The organism is Segatella baroniae B14 (genome assembly GCF_022024235.1).
Taxonomy (GTDB): Bacteria; Bacteroidota; Bacteroidia; order Bacteroidales; family Bacteroidaceae; genus Prevotella; species Prevotella bryantii.
The window spans coordinates 344,173-364,732 of sequence record NZ_CP091799.1; the positions used below are offsets into that span (position 1 = coordinate 344,173).

Sequence of the window (20,560 nt, forward strand, 5' to 3'; positions counted from 1 at the left end):
TTTATATTTTTGGATCCACATTGTAGGCATAATCTGTCTATAAGGGAGTTATATGAGGGTGCAACTTGTCCTATTGCTCCACCTTTGATAAGAGGTTGTATCGATTTACAGTCTTGACATGATATAGAGATAATCTCTTGTCCCATAAACCCTTTGCCTTGATAGATATCTGTTGTATATCCACATTGTGAACATTTATATTTTATTTTCCAGGACATTTTGATAAAATTTTATATATTCTTTTGCAACTTTGATATAGTCGTGGTGCTTTCTTATGTATTCTATGCTTTGTTTTTTTAGTTCTGGTATTCTTTCAGGTTTTAATATTAATTTTTCAAGTTCATTATAAACGCTTTGATAATTAGGTAATACGTTGATTATAGGTTTGAGTTTAGTCTCGTGGATAATCTCATAATTTTCAGGTTCGCCTCCTCCTATGCAAATGATACCTCTGCTCATAGCTTCCAACGGGTTCATGGAAGGTGTATAACTGTATAGTTGATCAAGAATAGCATCACTTCCATTCATCATTTGGGTATATTTTTGAAAAGGAATACCGTTTGCAATTCGAAGTTCAACAAAGTTGGGATATTTTTTTTGTATATCTTCGGCTGCTTGTAGCATGACATCAGTTCCTTTATAGGTACTTCGGTTTTTGCTGATTCCGATGAAAAGTTTTATTTTTTTAGGTACAGTTTCTTCTGCATGAATACCGTTTTCGCTTATGATGGGATAAGGGATAAAAGTAGTTTTGGATGGAAAATGAGGGTAGTAACATGTCCAATATTCATAAAGACCTGTTACAATGCCATCACAATTTTGTGCAATGTATTTGTTGAGTTTTTCTTTTGTCGTACCCAGCCAGTCTTGTCTTTCTTTTAGAGCATTGTCGTCAGTGCGTAACTCATCTCCCACATTAAAGTCGCTGTATCTTAAGGGTTTTGTTGTAATGCATTCATGGACCCAATAGTAGTCCATACCAAATCCAGCTAGTATTATTTTTTTGTTATGTTTACGCAGGAACTTATAGATTGGCAATATTTTTTCGGCCTTTAGTTCTAAAAACATAGGGTTGATAAGTTGTACGATGTCAAATCCTTTTAGAAGAGGAAGAATTTTAGCTAGTTTTAATATGTAAAGAATATTTCCCCATTTATTATATGATCTAGTCAGGTCTATATCTCGAGGATAATTTTTCCAAAAATCTCCATTAGATAAGACAGTAACTTGGTGTCCCAGCTTTCTTAATCCTTGTGCTAAAGTCCAGTGAACGTTGCTATATTCTCCTATAAATAATATTTTCATAGTCTTGGTAGTGTTGCGATCATAATTTTTTTACCTAAGTTACTATTGATTACGCGACGAAAAGCCGAATATTTCTTCGTATACTTTTTATCTGGAAGCGGATACAGTTTTTTCTCTTGAAGTTGACTTATAGCTTTTTCCAAATATCTTTGATTTTTGGTTAGTTTGATAATATTGTATAGGTAATCCATAGTGAGCTGTGCTATTCTCCTTTCTAATGCTATTCGTGCGGTTTCAGGAATAGATTCAGACACTTCTTTAAGCCTAAAAATCACTTTTTGTGTATCCTCTAATCTTTGTAATATGTGTTTTTTATTGGAATCGTTGACAATAGATTGGTTACGCATCCTATAGAAATATGCCTTAGTATCTGTACGAATCACGGTTTCTGCTCTTAGTAAAAGAAGTGGTGTAAATTCTTCATCTTCGTGAAATATTTTAGGTGTGAATCTTAGTTTGCCTAATTTCTCTTTTTTGAACAGATATCCACAAGCTGCTGCATGTAGATTGTAATTATGTAGATATGCGATACCACTAATGGCTTTATTGAGTGTTAAAGAGGTTTCTTGTTTTTTACTATGTGTAAATTCGAAACATACCATGTCAGGATTATGATATCTTGCAATATCGAGACAGTGTTCATATGGAGCTTGAATAAGATAATCGTCTCCATCTACGAATTGAATATATTTACCAGAAGCGATTTGAATGCCCGTATTTCTTGCTATCGAAAGACCTTGATTAGGTTGTCTTACATATAAAAAATCATTTTCGATGTCATGAAGACATTCTATAATAGGGGTATCTGATCCGTCATCTATGACAATAATTTCGCGGTCAGCTGGTGCCAATGATAGTGCTAAGATACTTTCTATACATTCCCTTACCAGTTCAGTTGGTAGATTATATATAGTTATGATGAACGTAACTAGTGGCGTCTGTATATTTTGTGAAGTAGATAATTGATTTTGCATGTTGTATTAATTCCTAAGAGGTTTGCTATTTTAAGTTTTGGATGTTTTTTATATGGATAAATAGGTAGTGTAGGAGTATGTTTAGTCATCTCGTAGACGTCTAACTGAATATTTAGCACGTGGAGATAATAGTCTTCATCATGATAAAGTGGAAGAACTCTAAGATGGGAATTTAATAAATCTTCCATATCTTTGGCAGATGCTGTTGCTGTTATACCTTTATTGTTCCAGCAATAGTAATAGAGTCCACGATTGGTAGTTGCTATAACTTTTGCTTTTTTCCCTAAATCAGGTAAGATGTATATATCTTCAAAATTTCTTCCTACAGGATATCTAATGTCATTAAATAGTTTCCTTTTATATATCTTATTGCATGCATAGCTATGTAAGTAAGCTTTACAGTTCAGCCAATATGTTTTAAAATCGTGGTATTCATTATTGGAAAACTGAATTTTTTTTTCTCGTGTACTCCCTTTTCGTTCTAAAATAGGGTACTCTAAAATATCATATTCCGGATGCTTCTCTAATATTGTCATGAGTGAAGGAAAAGTTTCCGGATCGATATAATCATCGCTATCAATAAATGTAATATATTCAGAAAAACATTCCTCGATACCTTTATTTCTTGCGTAACTCAGACCATGATTCTCTTGATTAAAAATACGGATGTTTACATAATTTGATGCATATCGCTTGCATATCGCAAGACTTTTGTCAGTAGAACCATCGTTGATAAGTATAATCTCGAAATTAGGAATAAGTCGTTGACACACACTTTGCAAGCATCTTTCTAGTGTGTTTTCAACATTGTAAACAGGTATGACTATTGATAATTTCATGTGTACAAAGATAATAAAAAAACTTTGTTGACGTTTAAATTTTGATGAAAAAAGAAGATGGTTATTCTCATATTTTAAAATATACTAGTATATTTGGTGGAGTCCAGGGTGTAAATATCTTGGTCAGCATTATTCGTAATAAATTGGTTGCGTTGTTATTAGGGCCGGAGGGCATGGGACTGGTTTCTCTATTTAATTCTACAATTAAATTGGTTTCAGATTCTACCAACTTTGGTCTATCTATGAGCAGTGTAAGAAATATCTCGTCAGCATTTGAATGTGGAAATGAAGATCGACTTATCAGTGAGATACAACTTGTTCGAACCTGGAGTTTGTTTACTGCGATCTTTGGTATGCTAGTCTGCATTCTGGTGAGTCCACTATTGAATAGCTGGACTTTTAATTGGGGCGATCATACATTGCATTTTATTTTACTTTCTCCAATAATAGCTCTTGTTTCCTTGTCAGGAGGAGAACTTGCTATATTAAAGGGGATACGTCGCTTGAAAATTTTAGCTATTATTTCGATTTATAACGTTATTCTTAATCTCATTATTTCTATTCCTATCTTCTACATCTGGCGTGATAAAGCCATAATACCCACTATGTTTTTGGTAGCATTGATACAAATGCTTGTTACTATTTTCTATTCATCACGTGTTTATCCATATCGCATTAGGCTTAGGGCGCATTTTATGATTCGTGGTTATAATATGATGAAATTAGGGATGTCTTTTCTTGTAGCAGGTTTGATGGGAAGCGGATGCGATTTTATCATACGTTCTTATATTAACAACGTGGGTTCTCTGTCGGAAGTTGGTCTATTTAATGCTGGTTATATGATGACTATGGTTTACGCAGGTATGATTTTTGCAGCCATGGAGACAGATTATTTTCCTAGATTGTCTGCAATAAAATCTATAGGGAGCGAGATGAGTAAGCTTGTAAATCATCAGATAAATGCCTCTGTTTTTTTGCTTTCGCCATTGCTTGTGTTATATAGTGTGTGTCTACCTGTTATTTTACCATTATTTTTAAGTCGGAAATTTTTACCAGCTTTGGAATTATCCCAAATTATGATTTTGGCGATGTATTTGAGAGCGGCAAAATTGCCCTTGGCTTATATACCCTTGGCTAAAGGAAACTCTAAGTCATATATGCTAATGGAATCTATAGATGATATAATGATGATCGTATTTGTGCTATTGATGTATTTTCTATTTGGATTAAAGGGAGCTGGGTATGGTATGGTTATAGCTGCATTCTTGGATTATCTTACTTTGAATGTTTATATGAAATTACGTTATCGGTATACTCTTGATAAAAGAAGCTTTTTATTCTTTTTTGTGCAAAGTTTGCTGGGAGTATTGACCTATTTGATAGTATCTTATTTGGATAGCTTTTGGTATTGGATTTCAGGTTCAATTCTTTTTGTTTTGAGTGTAGGAATTTCTTGTTTCTTTTTTCAAAAATATACAGAAATATTCAGTCAGATTATAAGTTCAATCAAAAATAAGCTTCATGGTTAAATTCTCGATTCTAGTAGCTGTTTATAATGCAGAAAAATATATAGATAGATGTTTAAAGTCTTTGATAGGACAATCTTTAAAAGAAATACAAATAATATGCGTTGATGATGCTTCTGTAGATCGTTCTGTTGAGATATTAAGGCAATATGAATCTTTCGATTCACGTATAGAAATTTATTGTTTACCTGATAATCATGGCCCTGCATATGCACGAAATGTAGCATTAAAACATGTGCAAGGTAAATATGTAGCATTTTTAGATAGTGATGATTGGCTCGATTCAGATGCTTTAGAAAAAGCTGTAGAGGTTTTCGAAAAATTTCTAAAAACAGATACAGTATTGTTTGATGTAGAATACGTGTATAACGATATTCAGCAGAATCATCATTACCTTATGAAACCTTTTGATGTGAAAAGTGGACAAGAGGCTTTTCTTGATAGTTTGACATGGAAAATTCATGGTTGGTATGCTGTAAAAGCGAATTTGCATGCATTGTATCCCTATGATGATAGTTGTAGAACATATAGTGATGATAATACGACTCGGCTTCATTATCTCAATTCTCGAGAGGTGAGATGTTGTAGTGGTATTTATCATTATTATCAGAATCCTAAATCCATAACCCATGTAGTAAGTGTAAGCCGATACGACTACCTTTTGGCCAATCAGAGTATGAAAAGGCAATTGCTACGTTTGAATTTGCCAAATCGAGTTATGAGAATATATGAAAATGTTATGTGGCTTAATATCATTGATCTTTATATGTTTTATTTCTGCAATCGTAAGCGAATGAGTGATGTTGATAACGAATATGGTTTGGATATAATAAAGGCATCATGGAAACAAATCGAAGTTAATCAAATTTCTACTCGTTATAAATTTGGATATGTACCAATACGTTCGAGTTGGTTTTGTTTTCGGGTGCAAGAAGAAATTTATTTTTTTCTGAAGAAAATTCTTCATCTTATGTAGTGTTGTCATTATGTTGAAATACTTATGATATAAGGTAAACTTCTGATCATCAGAATCTTGTATTTCTTTTTTTTGTGGCGAGTTTTTAAATATTTATGGGGGCATTGTGTAGAGATTGTCGTGTAATTCGTTAGATGCTGATAACGTACATTTTTTTTGAAATAAAGAATCATAATCTAGGCTTAGTTGGGATAAAAGTGTTTTGGGGTTATGTTTTGTAAAGTCTGTGTTACATTTCTATTGTATGCGTTCTTGATACTTGTCAATTTCCTTGGTGAAACGTGTATTTTTTGAGATTTCAATTTGTATATTTAATAATCATTTGTTATATTTGCCACTTGAAAAATTTGTCTATGACTCTTGTAATTGTCGTCATATTGTTGTTAGCTTATATTCTTATAGCAACAGAGAGTGTAACTAACGTAAATAAAGCTGCTGTCGCAATTTTTGCGGGAACAGTAGGATGGGTGCTTTACATTTGTTATGGTTCAGATTTTGTGATGAGTCAGCATCCGTCTGAATACCTGAATTTTTTGGATGGTATGTCGGCAAATAGTATCGCTGTTAAAAAGTATATAGCTTCAAATATTTTTTTGAAGTATGTAGGTAGAGCATCAGAAGTAGTATTATTTTTACTTTCTACAATGACAATTGTGGAGATTTTGAATAATAATGGTTGTTTTGATTTTATCTCTCAATTATTAAAGACTAGAAGTAGTAAACGTATGTTGTGGACATTATCCGTAGTTACGTTTTTGCTATCTGCTAATTTGGATAACCTTACTACTACAGTTATGATGCTCACGATCATGCATAAGATTATACCTAATCGTCGCCAGCGAATGGTTTATGGTTCGGCTATAGTTTTAGCTGCTAACAGTGGTGGCATTTTGACAGTTATTGGTAGTCCTGCTGGGCTCGTAATGTGGAATATAGGGGCTGTTACACCTACTGATTATTCCTTATCATTACTTTTGCCCTGCTTGATAGCCTGGTTATTACCAACGTTTTGGTTGGCTTATAGCTTACCAAATCATGTAGAAACAGAATGGAATGTTTTACCTTTTAGAGGCAATGATACGAATCTGAATGTGTGGCAACGATTGCTTATGCTTTTCGTTGGGATCGGAGGTCTTTGGTTTATACCGACTTTTCATAATATTACAAAGTTAAGCCCATTTTTAGGTGCATTATGTGTAGTATCTATTCTGTGGATTGTAAATGAAATCTTTAATAGGAAGTTATTTAATGCTGATCAGATGCTTCAAAGTCGTGTCTCTGGAATTTTGCAATATGGAGTCATTCAAATGATTCTATTTGTTATGGGAATGATGTTGGCACTTGGAGTCGTAAAAGAAACTGGTGCATTTGATGTGTTGGCAAATCTTTTAAATACTAATATAAGGAATGTATGGATAATAGGTTTGATTTCTGGACTTATTAGTACATTCTTAGATAATTTTGCTTTGGCGATGAATATGTTTTCAATATATGACGTACAGTCGCAAAGTAATATTTATTGGAAGGTAATAGCTTATTCAACAGCAATCGGTGGAAATGTACTGACAATCGGATCGATGAGCGGTTTAGCTCTTGCTAGGATGGAACGTATGCATGTAGGATGGTTTTTCAGAAATGTTGGCTATAAGGCCGCAGTTGGTTTTATCTTAGGTCTATGTGCAATGTATTTTATAGGTTAAAGAATAATTATAAACATTTTGAATAAATACTTGTAAGGTATTAACAGTTATGGCAAAAATTAAAACTATAGGCATTTTGACGTCTGGAGGTGATGCTCCAGGTATGAATGCAGCTATTCGTGCAGTCACTCGTGCTGGAATCTATAACGGTTTCAAGGTAAAGGGTGTTTATCATGGTTATGATGGCTTGATTAATGATGAAATTAAACCTTTTACGACTGAAAGTGTAAGTGGTATTATCGCTCATGGTGGAACTATTCTTAAAACAGCTCGTTCAAAGCAGTTTACCACTCCAGAAGGTCGTGCTAAGGCTTATGAAAATATTAAGAAGGAAGGAATTGACGCCTTGGTTGTTATAGGCGGTAATGGTTCCTTGACAGGTGCAATGAAGTTGGCAGCAGAACATGATATTTGTTGTATCGGTCTTCCTGGTACTATTGATAATGACCTTTATGGTACTGATTCTACTATTGGATATGATACTACGCTAAATACAATTCAGTCTTGTGTAGATCGTATTCGAGATACAGCTCAGAGTCATGAGCGTATTTTCTTTATAGAAGTTATGGGACGTGATGCTGGTTTCTTAGCACAAAACAGTGCAATCGCTACTGGTGCAGAAGCTGCAATTATTCCTGAAGATAGCACGGATGTTGACCAGCTAACCCAGTTCATGCAGCGTGGTTTCCGCAAGTCAAAGAAAAGTAGTATTGTTATCGTTTCTGAAAGTCCTAAGTGTGGTGCTATGTATTATGCCGATCGTGTACATAAGGAATTTCCAGATTACGATGTTCGTGTTTCAATTTTGGGTCACTTACAGCGTGGCGGTAGTCCTTCAGCGCATGATCGTATTTTGGCAAGTCGTACAGGAGTAGGTGCAATTGAGGCTATTATGCAAGGACAGCGTAATGTGATGGTTGGTATACGTAATAATGATATAGTATATGTACCATTCTCTGAGGCTATTCGTAGTGATAAACCATTTGATAAGAAACTAATTCAAGTACTTGATGAGTTAAGTATTTAAGTTTTAGTTTTTTTCTAAGAATATAAAAAAAGCGGCTCTGAAAAGAGTCGCTTTTTTATTAAAAAGGTATTAAAAAGTGGCTTTTTTACGAATAAATTGTTGTATTAATTTGTAACTTACAATTTTTTGCAGTAAATTTGCCTTTGGCTACATAATAAAAAAGCCCTTGTAAAAGACTAATGAATATTGATTTAATTTGAAAAAAAATATATTTTAATAGTAAAGCTTATGTCACAAATTAATGGGCACATCTCTCAGATTATTGGTCCAGTTATCGATGTCTATTTCGATACAAAAGGCGAAGAACCAGAGAAGGTGCTTCCTAAGATTAATGAGGCTCTAAAGGTAAAAGGACCTACTGGGCAATATTTGGTCATGGAGGTAAAGCAGCATATTGGCGAAGATACTGTGCGCTGTGTTGCTATGGATAACACCGATGGCTTACAGAGAGGATTGGAAGTTATCTCGACAGGTGCACCTATTGTTATGCCTGCAGGTGAGCAGATTAAGGGTCGTATGCTGAATGTAATTGGACAGCCTATTGATGGAATGAGTAACCTGAATATGGAGGGCTCTTATCCTATTCATCGTGAGGCTCCTAAGTTTGAAGATCTTTCTACTCATAAGGAAATGCTCGCTACTGGTATAAAAGTTATCGATCTTCTAGAACCTTATATGAAAGGTGGTAAAATCGGACTTTTTGGTGGTGCTGGTGTAGGAAAGACCGTTCTTATTATGGAGCTTATCAATAATATTGCTAAGGGACATAATGGTTATTCTGTATTTGCCGGAGTAGGAGAGCGTACCCGTGAAGGTAACGACCTTATTCGTGATATGATTGAATCTGGTGTAATCAAGTATGGTGAAAAGTTCCGCAAAGCTATGGATGAAGGTAAGTGGGATTTGTCACTTGTTGATCCAGAAGAACTTAAAAAGTCACAGGCAACACTAGTTTATGGTCAGATGAATGAACCACCTGGGGCACGTTCTGCTGTAGCTCTTTCAGGACTTACCGTAGCAGAAGAATTCCGTGATCATGGTGGTGCAAATGGTGAAGCTTCAGATATTATGTTCTTTATCGATAATATTTTCCGCTTTACTCAGGCCGGTTCTGAGGTTTCTGCTCTTTTGGGACGTATGCCTTCTGCGGTAGGTTATCAGCCTACTTTGGCCTCAGAAATGGGTCAAATGCAGGAACGTATTACTTCAACAAAAAATGGTTCTATTACTTCAGTGCAAGCAGTTTATGTGCCAGCTGATGACTTGACAGACCCTGCTCCAGCAACTACTTTTACTCACTTGGATGCAACAACAGTGCTTAGTCGTAAGATTGCTGAGCTTGGTATTTATCCTGCTGTTGATCCATTGGCTAGTACTTCTCGTATTTTGGACCCACTTATTGTTGGTAAGGAGCATTATGAGTGTGCTCAGCGCGTTAAAGAGTTACTTCAGCACTATAATGAGCTTCAAGATATCATTGCAATCTTGGGTATGGATGAACTTTCTGATGAGGATAAGCTTACGGTAGCACGAGCTCGTCGCGTACAGCGTTTCCTTTCTCAGCCATTTGCTGTAGCAGAACAGTTTACAGGTACGCCTGGTGTTATGGTTAGTATTGAAGATACTATTAAGGGCTTTAATGCTATTATGGATGGTGAGGTTGATGATCTTCCAGAACAGGCTTTCTTGAATGTTGGTACAATTGAGGATGCTAAGGAGAAAGGTAAGAAACTTTTGGCTGCAGCCAATGCTTAAGTTAAGAGTATAGTACTTATTTCTTTTTACCTAAAATGATTGTATCTATGTTGAAACTCAAAATTGTTTCTACCGAAAAAGTTGTATTCACGGGAGATGTAGAAAGTGTTACGGTTCCTGGTACTCTCGGTGAATTCGAGATATTAGTTAATCATGCCCCTATTATTTCAAGTCTTGAAAAAGGCCGAGTGAAGTATAAAACGCAAGAAGGAGAACAATGTTTAGAAGTATTGGGAGGCTTTGTTGAAGTGAAACGAAACGAGGTGTCTCTCTGTGTAGAAGTATAATATGGAAAGAAGTGAAAGAATCAAGCGAATCGTTCATCGTTATCGTCTGTTGTCTATATGGATGGTGTGTGGAATGGCTCTAGCCGGTTTCTTTTTTGTATCGGTAGGTGATCTAAAAGATCATGTTTATAGTGTCGCTTTCTGTAGCTTATACCAATTGGTGATTAATAGTGTTTCTATATGTGCTTGGCGATATGTCGCGGTTCATTCGCCTAATGTGATGAACCGTTATTACATGGCATGTGGTTCAATAAGAATGCTATTGGCATTAATGGTAGTTTTGGCAGGTATGTTTGTCCTTTATGAGAGGCAGGATATGATGCTTGGTTTTGTGATTACTTTCGCTTTATTCTATATATGTTCGCTTATATTTGAAACAACGTTCTTCTCTATTGTGGAGAAGCAGAAACAAAAAAGAAAAGATTAAGATATGAGACATCTAAAGAGGTATTTCTTCATAGTTATCTTCTTTTTTGCAGCAATGTCAAGTTTTGCTGTGCAAAAAGATATTGATATGAAAGAGATATTATGGGGACATATCAAAGATTCGTATGAGTGGCATGTAACGAATTTGGGTGAAACACCTGTCGTTATCCATTTGCCTGTGATAGTTAAAAGTTCTACAGGATGGCATGTCTTTTGTAGTAGTCAGTTTGAAGAAAATCCTGATTCAGAGGGCAATCGTCGTGGACCTTATGGGCTTTATATCAAGGGTAGTGAAGACGAGACATATCCGAATAAAATAGTAGAAAAAGTTGGTAATACAGAAGTTCGTCCATTGGATATTTCCATAACGAAGACCACTTGTGTGTTATTCATCGATGCATTTATTTTGTTACTTTGTATACTCATCCCAGCACGTTGGTGCCGAAATCATAAAGTAGATGATCCTGCTCCAAGAGGTTTTGTTGGATTGATGCATATGTTTGTTATGTCGGTGTATGATGATGTGATTAAGGCTGTTATGGGTAAGGAGGCTGATAAGTATGCACCTTATTTGTTGACATGTTTTTTCTTTATCTTCATAGCTAATATAATGGGTATAGTACCATTTCCCCCAGGAGGTGGTAACTTGACAGGAAATATTGCTTGTACTTGTTTTTTGGGTGTAGCAACTTTCTTGGTTACGAATCTCACGGGTACGAAGGAATATTGGAAAGAAATTTTTTGGCCAGATGTTCCTGCTTGGTTAAAAGTTCCTGTACCTTTGATGCCAGTAATAGAGCTTTTTGGTATATTTACAAAGCCATTAGCTCTTGTTATTCGATTATTCGCCAATATGATGGCAGGTCATGCTATAGCATTAGCTTTTGCGGGTATGATTTTCATCATGTTTCATTTAACGACAGACGATGTAGTCAATAATTTAGCAGGTTCGGGTATGTCCATAATATCAGTGGCATTAAGTGTATTCATGATGTTACTTGAAATTTTGGTAAGTTATATCCAAGCTCTTGTATTTACCATGTTATCAGCGGTGTTTATCTCGTTGGCACATGTAAAAGAACATGAATAATATCATTAAGTAATAAATAATAATTAAAAAGTTATAGTTATGTTAACAGCATTATTATTAGCAGCGGAAGTTGCAAAAATGGGTGGCGCAATTGGCGCAGGTCTTGCAGTAATCGGTGCAGGTATCGGTATTGGTAAAATTGGTGGTCAGGCTATGGATGCCATGGCTCGTCAACCAGAGAAAATGGGTGATCTTCGTTCATCTATGATCATAGCGGCTGCTCTTGTAGAGGGTGTTGCCTTCTTGGCGGTGATTGTAGCCCTTTTGGCCGTTGTAATGAAATAAAGAGTATTCACATTATCAAATAACTTAAACCAGCGCGAATGGATTTATTAATGCCTGAAAGCGGCTTGCTTTTTTGGATGACCATCGTCTTCATCATCGTCTTCCTAGTCTTGCTTAAGTGGGGTTTTCCTTCTATAATCAAGATGGTGAATGACCGTAAGGCTTTTATCGATGATTCACTACGTAAGGCGCATGAAGCAAATGAGAAGCTTGCCAACATTCAGAAAGAAGGTGAATCCATACTGCAAGAAGCTCGTGAGAAACAGGCTGCTATTCTTAAAGAAGCAGCTGAAACTCGTGATGCTATCGTAGAGAATGCACAGGATAAAGCTCGTGAAGAAGGTGCTCGCATCGTAAACGAAGCAAAAATTCAAATTGAAACTGAGAAGCAAAATGCGATTCGTGATATACGTTCACAGGTTGCAGAACTTAGTATTCTTGTTGCAGAAAAGGTTCTTAAGCAGAATCTCTCTACTGATGCCAAGCAGATGGAATTAATCGACAGACTGCTGGATGAAGTTTCTTCTGATAATAAGAAAATATAAGTAGGCTTATGGATTTAGGTGTAATATCGGTAAGATATGCCCGGGCTCTCCTTAAGAGTGCTACAGAGCTGAAGAATGCGGATTTGGTATATCAAAATATGGTATCTCTTTCAGATTGCTATATTAATGTGCCTAGTCTTCGTTCTACGATAGATAACCCTATGCTCCAACGTTCTAAAAAATTACATTTGCTCACAACTGCTCTCGGTCAAAGCCCTCAGCAGTTGAGCGTACGCTTTTTGGAACTCGTTTTAAAAGAGGATAGGGAAAGCGCCCTGCAATTCATGGCTAATTCGTATATCACTCTTTATAGACAACAGAAGAATATCACCCGCGGTAAACTGACTACTGCCGTTGCTGTATCAGATGCTGTAGAGCAGAAGATGAAACAGATGGTAGAGGCAAAAACTCAGGGAACAGTAGAGTTCACTACCGAGGTGGATCCCTCTATTATTGGTGGGTTTGTCCTCGAGTATGATACCTATCGAATGGATGCTAGTGTTAAAACTAAACTTAATCGCATCCTTAGTGAATTAAAAAAATAATGAATAATGTCAGAAAAAATAAAACCAAGCGAAGTGTCTGAAGTACTCGAAAGAGAGTTGAAAGGCATCAACGAAGCTAATCAGTTTGATGAAGTAGGTACTGTACTTACTGTAGCTGATGGTGTAGCACATGTTTATGGTTTGCGCAATGTTGAGGCTTCTGAACTGCTTGAATTCGAGAATGGCACCATGGCTATTGTCATGAACCTTGAGGAAGACAACGTAGGTTGTGTGCTCATGGGGCCAACTGCTGGTATCAAAGAAGGACAGAAGGTTAAGCGTACTCATCGTATTGCTTCTATTCGCGTCAATGATAAATTTCTTGGTCGCGTTGTTAATCCTATTGGTCAGGCAATAGATGGTAAGGGCGCTATAGATCTTACTGACGCTATAGAGATGCCTTTGGATCGTAAGGCTCCAGGTGTGATTTTCCGTCAGCCTGTGAAAGAACCTCTCCAGACAGGTTTGAAGGCTGTAGACTCTATGATTCCTATTGGTCGTGGACAACGAGAACTTATTATTGGTGACCGTCAGACAGGTAAAACTGCAGTTGCAGTTGATACGATTATCAATCAGAAAAGTAACTATGAAGCAGGCAAACCTGTTTATTGTATCTATGTAGCAATTGGTCAGAAGGCTTCTACTGTTGCATCTCTTGTTCAGACATTGGAAGATCATGGGGCACTGCCTTATACAATTGTTGTAAGTGCTACAGCAGCCGATCCTGCAGCTATGCAGTATTATGCTCCTTTTGCTGGTGCTGCTATTGGTGAGTATTTCCGTGATCGAGGTTATCATGCTCTTGTTGTATATGATGATCTGTCTAAGCAGGCTGTTGCCTATCGTGAAGTATCATTGATTTTGCGTCGTCCTTCTGGTCGTGAAGCTTATCCAGGTGATGTGTTCTATCTTCATAGTCGTTTGTTGGAGCGTGCTGCTCGTATCAACGATCAGCAAGAAATTGCTGAGCAAATGAATGATTTACCTGCATCATTAAAGGGTAAAGTTAAAGGAGGAGGCTCACTTACAGCGCTTCCTATTATTGAGACTCAGGCTGGTGATGTTTCTGCATATATTCCAACTAACGTAATTTCTATTACTGACGGTCAGATATATTTGGAGACAGATTTATTTAATCAAGGATTCCGTCCAGCTATCAATGTGGGTATTTCAGTATCACGTGTAGGTGGTAGTGCTCAAATCAAGAGTATGAAGAAGGTTGCAGGTACTTTGAAAATTGACCAGGCTCAGTATCGTGAATTAGAGAGCTTCTCTAAATTCTCTTCTGATATGGACCCTGTAACAGCTATGACATTGGACAGAGGACGTAAGAATAATGAGATTCTTATACAACCTCAATATTCCCCAATGCCAGTAGGAGAGCAAATTGCCATTCTTTATTGCGGAGTTCATGGTCTTATGCATGATGTTCCAGTAGAGCAAGTTCGTTCTTGTCAGGATTCATTCTTGGATAAGATGCGTACACAGCATTCAGATACATTACAGATCCTTAGTGATGGAAAGTTGTCAGAAGAGGCAACAAAAGTTATTGAGGAAACAATGGCTGATATTGCTGGACAATATAAAGCATAAAGCCTATGCCTTCATTAAAAGAGATAAAAAATCGTATAGCCAGTGTAAATAGTACTCGTAAGATTACAAGTGCTATGAAAATGGTTGCTTCTAGTAAGTTGCATCATGCTCAAATGGCGATTCAAAATATGCTTCCTTATGAAAATTTGTTGGAGCATATTTTGAAATCATTTTTGGTTTCTACTCCAAATATTGATTCTCCATTGGCGTCTTCACACAAAGAGATTAAGCGTGTAGCGATTATTGCATTTACCAGTAATAGTTCTCTTTGTGGAGGATTTAATAATAATGTGCTTAAGGAACTTCAGACAGTTGTTGATAATTATCAGGCTTCTGGTGTTGAAGATATTATGGTTTATCCTATTGGTAGGAAAGTTGAAGATTATATCAAGAAGCATAGTATTAAGTCTGGTGGTAGTTTCTTGGATTTGGCCGAAAAACCTAATGCACGTGAATGTGGAGATATTGCTCAAGAGCTAATGAATAAATTTTTAGCGGGTGAATTGGATAAAGTTGATCTTATCTATCATCATTTTAAGAGTGCCGGTTCCCAAATCTTAACGTGTAAAACGATGCTACCAATAGACCTTTCAACAGAAAGTATTGGCACAGAAAATGATCGTGATTTAACTAGTAATGTTGCTACAGCAAAGGCTCAGGAATATCTTCGCCAAAAGGATGAAGAACGTGTGGCAAAGGTTGAAGCTGTTAAACCTCTTAATGATGACTTTATTGTAGAACCAAATTTGGAGTCGGTTTTGGATAGTTTAATTCCGAAGCAGTTAAATTTGATGGTTTATACAGCCCTTCTTGATAGTAATGCAAGTGAACATGCTGCACGAATGGTAGCTATGCAAACAGCAAGTGATAATGCAGATGAGTTGCTTCGTCAACTCAGCTTACAGTATAATAAGAGTCGTCAGCAAGCCATTACTAATGAATTGCTTGACATAGTAGGTGGATCAGCCAATAACTGATTTATCTGTATATGAATAATAAAATAGGAGAGCTCTCTATTGGAAGGATGAGTCTTTCCTATTTTTATTTTTATTTTTATGGAAGAAAAACAAGAAATATTAAAAGATATTATATCAGGTTTTTATTGTGGCTTCATATCAGGTATTTTAGATAAAAGAAAGCCCGCATGGAGAAATAATGAAAATGATGCGGTATTAATAAAACAGATTGCTTCTGATTATTATGAGCATTTTTCGATTTTCTTCTGTAATGTTAGTTTTCCGATTCTTCTATCAATCAATTTTGATAGTTATGAAGCTGCAATGGCAGATATGAATAAGCATCATTTTAGTAATGATACTCCAGTGAAACTTCTTTTGCGTTATGCTTGTCAGAGCAAAGAACTTTATGATGTGATGATTAAAACGTACCAGAAAGAGTTAACATCTCTGTTAGAAGGAAGATTTTTAAGCGAAATTGAAAATAAAGGTAAGTATTTTCAAAGAGCTTATTTGGAAAGCCATGAATTTGGTTTTAGAGCTGAATCTAATAAAAAGTAATGATAGTGTATTTAGCAGCTTTCTGACAGTATAGTTTTCTCTTGTTTATGTCCGACTTTAAGTGGGGTATTGTTATAATATCATGTGTAAGCCATCAGTAATACGAACATTCTGATGGCTTATATTGTTAGCTATAAGAGTATATTTCATCGATATATAACTTTTCATCCTCGTGCTAGATGCCGATAACAAAGTAAGTTATCAGCAAACCCATAATGGAATATACCAAAGGTTTTACCTTTCTTTTAAGTAGCCATGCCTATAGGCAAATAATAATTCAGATAAATCTTTAATTTGTTCCTTTATAGCGTAGCCTTTGTCTGTATCTCCGACAAGCATTCTGTGACTACTCATTTCGACAATTTGAGTAGTGCTTTTAATATCTGTTCCTTTTATAATTGCTTCTTCTGCACTTGTAAAAGGTTCGTGTTGTACGAGTTGGAAACCACGGCTATGATATACTAAAGTGTATCCTGCTATACCTGTTTCTTGGTGATAGGCTTGGCTAAATCCACCATCAATAACCATAAGTTTACCTTCAGCTTTAATGGGATTTTCTCCATTTGCTGCGTGTACTGGCACATGGCCATTGATAATATGTCTATTCTCTCCTTGTACCTGAAAAGCATCTAATATAGAGTCGACAATATTTGGATTTTCTCTAAGAGTATAGTAACTTCCTTTTTCTTCCTTCCAAGTAGATTTGTCCTTAATAAAATATCTTTCGAAAGTCGCCATTTTAGATTTGTCAAATAGCGGACTATCTTTACCGCACCAAAGATAAAGAAAATAATCAATAGCATATCTTTTATTGATTTCATCTCTTTCATCTTGGAATGCCGTCCTGATAAGCATTCCAATTTGGTGCATGAGTTCTTTACCTTTATATTTCTTCCCAGGATATACTTCCACTTCTCGCAAGCTTCCATCTTTATTAAGTGGACAACTTGCATGAAATAATAAATTGCTATTATATATGGCATACATACAACCATGTTGAAGCAATAGCTGAATATGCCGCTGTAATTTTTCACTTTTTTTGAAGGATCTCACAAGTTTTGCCATAAGAATCTCTTCTGATTTGGTTAGTTTATATGGATTCTTTGGATCTATTGTTGGGAAATTGCAAGAACTTAATTGATATTCGTGATTATCTATTTTAATAGTTCCTTTTTCATAATCTATGCACTTAAGCATTTCACAATTCTCCATGTGCCATTGTGGATTACGATCAAAGATTTGGGCTTCTTCTTTAAATTGTAATATCGTAATAGCTTTATGCATAAGCGCTGTTAGCTGGGTCGTTTTCTTGTCCTGTTTGATTGCTCCTCCATTTAATCTTGGTTGAAATTCAATACATGGATCCTGGCCATAAGTTTCCATAGCAAATGTAGCCAATGGCACAAGATTTATGCCATATCCTTCTTCGAGAGTTGCTAAGTTATAATATCTTAGTGACAACCTAATTACATTACATATGAGAGCCTTGTTGCCAGCAGCAGCACCCATCCATGAAATATCATGGTTTCCCCATTGAATATCCCATTTTCCATATTTATCAAGTGTATCTAATATAATATGAGCTCCTGGGCCACGGTCGTATATGTCACCCAAAATGTGGAGTTGGTCTATTGCAAGTTTTTGGATAACTTGGCATATAACTATAATAAAATTATCAGCTCTACCTGTTGATATAATTGTATCTATGATAGTATCAACATAAGCGGCTTTGTTACTATCATCAGTACGTTCATGTAGAAGTTCTTCTATGATATAGCTAAATTCTGGAGGTAGACTTTTCCTTACTTTGCTTCTTGTATATTTAGAGGAAACATCCCTGCATACAGCAACCAAGCGATGAAGGGTAATCTTGTACCAATCTTTGATGTCTTTCTCTTTAGTCTTTATTAGTTGGAGTTTGTCTTCAGGATAATAAATGAGTGTGCAAAGTTCCTTTTTTTCAGCTTCTCTTAATGTGTTTCCATAAAGTTCATTTACTTTTCGCTTGATATTTCCCGAAGCATTTTTTAGAACATGCTGAAAAGCTGTATTTTCTCCATGTATATCTGCAAGAAAGTGTTCTGTTCCTTTGGGAAGGTTCAATATAGCGGAAAGGTTGATAATTTCAGAGCTTGCTTCTGCAATGGTTGGAAAACTTTTAGCTAAAAGTTTCAAATATTTTATGTCTTGTTCAACTTTGCTTTGAGTCATAGTAGATCTAAAATTTTATATATTTGTTTATCTTTTTTGATAGTTTGTTTACCTTTTGTGGAAATGGTATAAAACCTTCTGTTAATCCTGTTTTTTCCATAGCGACAGCAAATAAAGATTCTGAAAATTTTTTTAGTTTCATTTTCTCTATCTTTTCTTCCAGTTCGTCATCATTATATTCTGTATTTTTTAGCAGACAGTGTAGTTGGTCTACCATTTGAAAAGGTATATTTTGGTGTGGCATTCTATTTTTTATCAATAGTATTTGATAAATGATTTCATCGTCTGTTATCTTATGTATCTTTTCTTCTTTTTCTTGTGTAAAACTTGTGAGAATCTTATTACCACATTGCCAAATCTCGTTTGCTGTTTCAGAATTAGTTGTAACTTGAGAATACAGACAGTTAGTAACATAGATAATATTCTGGTTCCACTTGAGTTTTTTTAAATATGTGTCCTCCAGTTTTGATGTTGTTATAATACAGCCTGCCTTTTTTGCTAATAATTTTTGATAGAGTACAGATTGTATTATTCTTTTAATAAGATAATGTTCTATATTCCATCTGCTAATATGGCCCAAAGGAATAAGGATATAAGGAATACCCATTTGCCTTACTTTTCTTGCAAATATTGCATCTTGCATTCTCCATGCACCGAAGATATAAACGATATCAGTATCAGCAAGATTATCTACTATATCCATGTCTTGAGATAGATTTTCTCTCAATATGGATATTAAATCACGGTGTATGCTTTTTTTCAAAAGACTTTTTGATATATGTAGATAGACTTTCAATATGGTGCTTTTATTAATTAGAGTTTATGGGTAGTAAAATCTCGTTTGTCGGCTTTCATATATGAAATGTGATAATATATTCTATGCCAAATTAGTGATAATTCATAGAATGGTATTTTCCAAATAGCGAGGTCACCGTAAAATGGTTTTATAGCTTTGGAGGCTATGATACTTCTAGCAAAGAAAAGGATTACTATAGATAAAATACTACAAGCTGTAAGTAGCCATTTTTGAGAATTTACACTATAGACTATAATGCCTAAGCTTGTTAATATACTCAAGTGTGGTATAATCTCGTTAACAAGCATTTTATAATGGATTTTTTTACTTCGTTTCAAATCTTTGCGGGCTGCTAGATAGTATAGATGTCTGTTGTTCCATTCCTTATCACTTGGTTCTTGTTCTTCAAGCCAACTATCTCTATCTGTTATTATTTTAGTCTTAGAATCTTCAGAAAATTTATTAACGAGGAAATAGTATTCACCTCTTATTTGGTCTAGGTTACCTAGAAAGCCTCCTTTTTGTAAAAACTCACTTTTTCTGAACATGAGATTTTGCATATTCGTAATATAGGCTTGTCCTCTATTTGCTTGATTTAGAATGTAATGAGCAGTATTAATATGCTCAAATCGTCTATATTCATTAGTACCTTCTTCTAATGTCGTATATCCAAGAACAATATTGGTTTGATTGTTGCATTTCGATGCCATAGTTGCCAACCAATTCTCATTTAATGGTTTGCAGCTAGGGTCAGTTAAAAGTATCCATTCATGTTTAGCAGCTTTTACTCCTAAGGTAATTTGTAGTTTTTTCCTACTCATATAGCGCGAGGATTGCGGAATATATGTAGTATAGAGATGGCTGTTATTTGAGTATTTCTTTAGAACATCTTCTGTATCGCCATGTCCTTCTTCTGTGATGACTATTATTTGATAGTCGATTGGGTATTTTTGGTTTAAAAATAAGGCTAAATTTTGATCAAGTTCTTTAGCGTTATCATGTTCTGGTATAAGAATCGATATTGGTGGTAGCTGATCTGCTACATATTCATTATCTACAACAGAAATGCGATGTAATAGTGGATTTATTAGCGATGCCATGATCGCTAATAAAATCACTATTATACAGAGTACGATTGTTATTTCATCAATTATTAACATATT

Annotated in this window: 20 protein-coding genes; 14 read left to right on the forward strand and 6 right to left on the reverse strand. The window is 35.4% G+C overall.

The window, feature by feature from the left end:
- Positions 1-195: 195 nt before the first annotated feature.
- The 3 genes from L6469_RS01445 to L6469_RS01455 are packed head-to-tail and all read right to left on the reverse strand — an operon-like array spanning position 196 to position 3,118.
- Positions 196-1,305, reverse strand: a complete 1,110-nt coding sequence (locus L6469_RS01445) for a glycosyltransferase family 4 protein (RefSeq protein ID WP_006282241.1) — start codon at positions 1,303-1,305, stop codon at positions 196-198.
- Positions 1,302-2,279, reverse strand: coding sequence for a glycosyltransferase family 2 protein (locus L6469_RS01450; protein ID WP_006282240.1), 978 nt, complete (start codon positions 2,277-2,279; stop codon positions 1,302-1,304). The genes L6469_RS01445 and L6469_RS01450 overlap by 4 nt, the downstream gene beginning before the upstream one ends.
- A complete protein-coding gene (locus L6469_RS01455; protein ID WP_006282239.1) occupies positions 2,234-3,118 on the reverse strand; it encodes a glycosyltransferase family 2 protein in 885 nt (294 codons plus the stop codon). Before L6469_RS01455 ends, L6469_RS01450 begins: the two co-directional genes overlap by 46 nt.
- Before the next feature lie 44 nt (positions 3,119-3,162).
- Here L6469_RS01455 and L6469_RS01460 point away from each other — a divergent pair, with 44 nt between their 5' ends.
- From L6469_RS01460 to L6469_RS01525, 14 genes are all read left to right on the forward strand, one after another.
- Entirely contained in the window at positions 3,163-4,647 is a 1,485-nt protein-coding gene (locus tag L6469_RS01460) for an oligosaccharide flippase family protein (RefSeq protein ID WP_006282238.1), read from the forward strand.
- A complete protein-coding gene (locus tag L6469_RS01465; RefSeq protein ID WP_006282237.1) occupies positions 4,640-5,620 on the forward strand; it encodes a glycosyltransferase family 2 protein in 981 nt (326 codons plus the stop codon). Before L6469_RS01460 ends, L6469_RS01465 begins: the two co-directional genes overlap by 8 nt.
- Positions 5,621-5,973: 353 nt before the next feature.
- On the forward strand, positions 5,974-7,320 hold the full coding sequence (locus tag L6469_RS01470; protein WP_006282236.1) for an SLC13 family permease: 1,347 nt from the start codon (positions 5,974-5,976) through the stop codon (positions 7,318-7,320).
- Positions 7,321-7,369: 49 nt separating this feature from the next.
- Positions 7,370-8,347 (forward strand): 6-phosphofructokinase, encoded by a 978-nt coding sequence (gene pfkA, locus L6469_RS01475; protein ID WP_006282235.1) that lies wholly within the window; start codon positions 7,370-7,372, stop codon positions 8,345-8,347.
- Between the two features lie 228 nt (positions 8,348-8,575).
- Entirely contained in the window at positions 8,576-10,102 is a 1,527-nt protein-coding gene (gene atpD / locus L6469_RS01480) for a F0F1 ATP synthase subunit beta (protein ID WP_006282234.1), read from the forward strand.
- A gap of 47 nt (positions 10,103-10,149) precedes the next feature.
- Positions 10,150-10,389: an ATP synthase F1 subunit epsilon gene (gene atpC / locus L6469_RS01485; protein WP_027453393.1), complete on the forward strand. Its 240-nt coding sequence runs from the start codon at positions 10,150-10,152 to the stop codon at positions 10,387-10,389.
- 1 nt (position 10,390) lies between these two features.
- The gene (locus L6469_RS01490) at positions 10,391-10,816 is read left to right on the forward strand and encodes a hypothetical protein (RefSeq protein WP_006282232.1); all 426 of its coding nucleotides are present in this window, start codon (positions 10,391-10,393) and stop codon (positions 10,814-10,816) included.
- Positions 10,817-10,819: 3 nt separating this feature from the next.
- Positions 10,820-11,905, forward strand: coding sequence for a F0F1 ATP synthase subunit A (gene atpB / locus L6469_RS01495; protein WP_006282231.1), 1,086 nt, complete (start codon positions 10,820-10,822; stop codon positions 11,903-11,905).
- A 39-nt stretch (positions 11,906-11,944) separates the two neighbouring features.
- Complete coding sequence (gene atpE, locus L6469_RS01500) at positions 11,945-12,190, forward strand: ATP synthase F0 subunit C (RefSeq protein ID WP_006282230.1); 246 nt, start codon at positions 11,945-11,947, stop codon at positions 12,188-12,190.
- Positions 12,191-12,228: 38 nt separating this feature from the next.
- Positions 12,229-12,735 carry a F0F1 ATP synthase subunit B gene (gene atpF, locus L6469_RS01505; protein ID WP_006282229.1) on the forward strand — a complete coding sequence of 169 codons (507 nt, stop codon included), beginning with the start codon at positions 12,229-12,231 and terminating at the stop codon, positions 12,733-12,735.
- An 8-nt stretch (positions 12,736-12,743) separates the two neighbouring features.
- The gene (locus L6469_RS01510) at positions 12,744-13,280 is read left to right on the forward strand and encodes a F0F1 ATP synthase subunit delta (RefSeq protein WP_027453394.1); all 537 of its coding nucleotides are present in this window, start codon (positions 12,744-12,746) and stop codon (positions 13,278-13,280) included.
- Between the two features lie 6 nt (positions 13,281-13,286).
- A complete protein-coding gene (gene atpA, locus L6469_RS01515) occupies positions 13,287-14,873 on the forward strand; it encodes a F0F1 ATP synthase subunit alpha (RefSeq protein WP_074803288.1) in 1,587 nt (528 codons plus the stop codon).
- A gap of 5 nt (positions 14,874-14,878) precedes the next feature.
- A complete protein-coding gene (locus tag L6469_RS01520; RefSeq protein ID WP_006282991.1) occupies positions 14,879-15,850 on the forward strand; it encodes a F0F1 ATP synthase subunit gamma in 972 nt (323 codons plus the stop codon).
- Positions 15,851-15,928: 78 nt separating this feature from the next.
- The gene (locus L6469_RS01525) at positions 15,929-16,390 is read left to right on the forward strand and encodes a hypothetical protein (protein WP_006282990.1); all 462 of its coding nucleotides are present in this window, start codon (positions 15,929-15,931) and stop codon (positions 16,388-16,390) included.
- A gap of 234 nt (positions 16,391-16,624) precedes the next feature.
- Here the strand turns inward: L6469_RS01525 and L6469_RS01530 are convergent, their stop codons facing one another.
- From L6469_RS01530 to L6469_RS01540, 3 genes are all read right to left on the reverse strand, one after another.
- A complete protein-coding gene (locus L6469_RS01530; protein ID WP_006282989.1) occupies positions 16,625-18,601 on the reverse strand; it encodes a fructose-bisphosphatase class III in 1,977 nt (658 codons plus the stop codon).
- 7 nt (positions 18,602-18,608) lie between these two features.
- On the reverse strand, positions 18,609-19,304 hold the full coding sequence (locus L6469_RS01535) for a hypothetical protein (protein WP_006282988.1): 696 nt from the start codon (positions 19,302-19,304) through the stop codon (positions 18,609-18,611).
- A gap of 110 nt (positions 19,305-19,414) precedes the next feature.
- Entirely contained in the window at positions 19,415-20,557 is a 1,143-nt protein-coding gene (locus tag L6469_RS01540) for a glycosyltransferase (protein ID WP_006282987.1), read from the reverse strand.
- Positions 20,558-20,560: the final 3 nt, after the last annotated feature.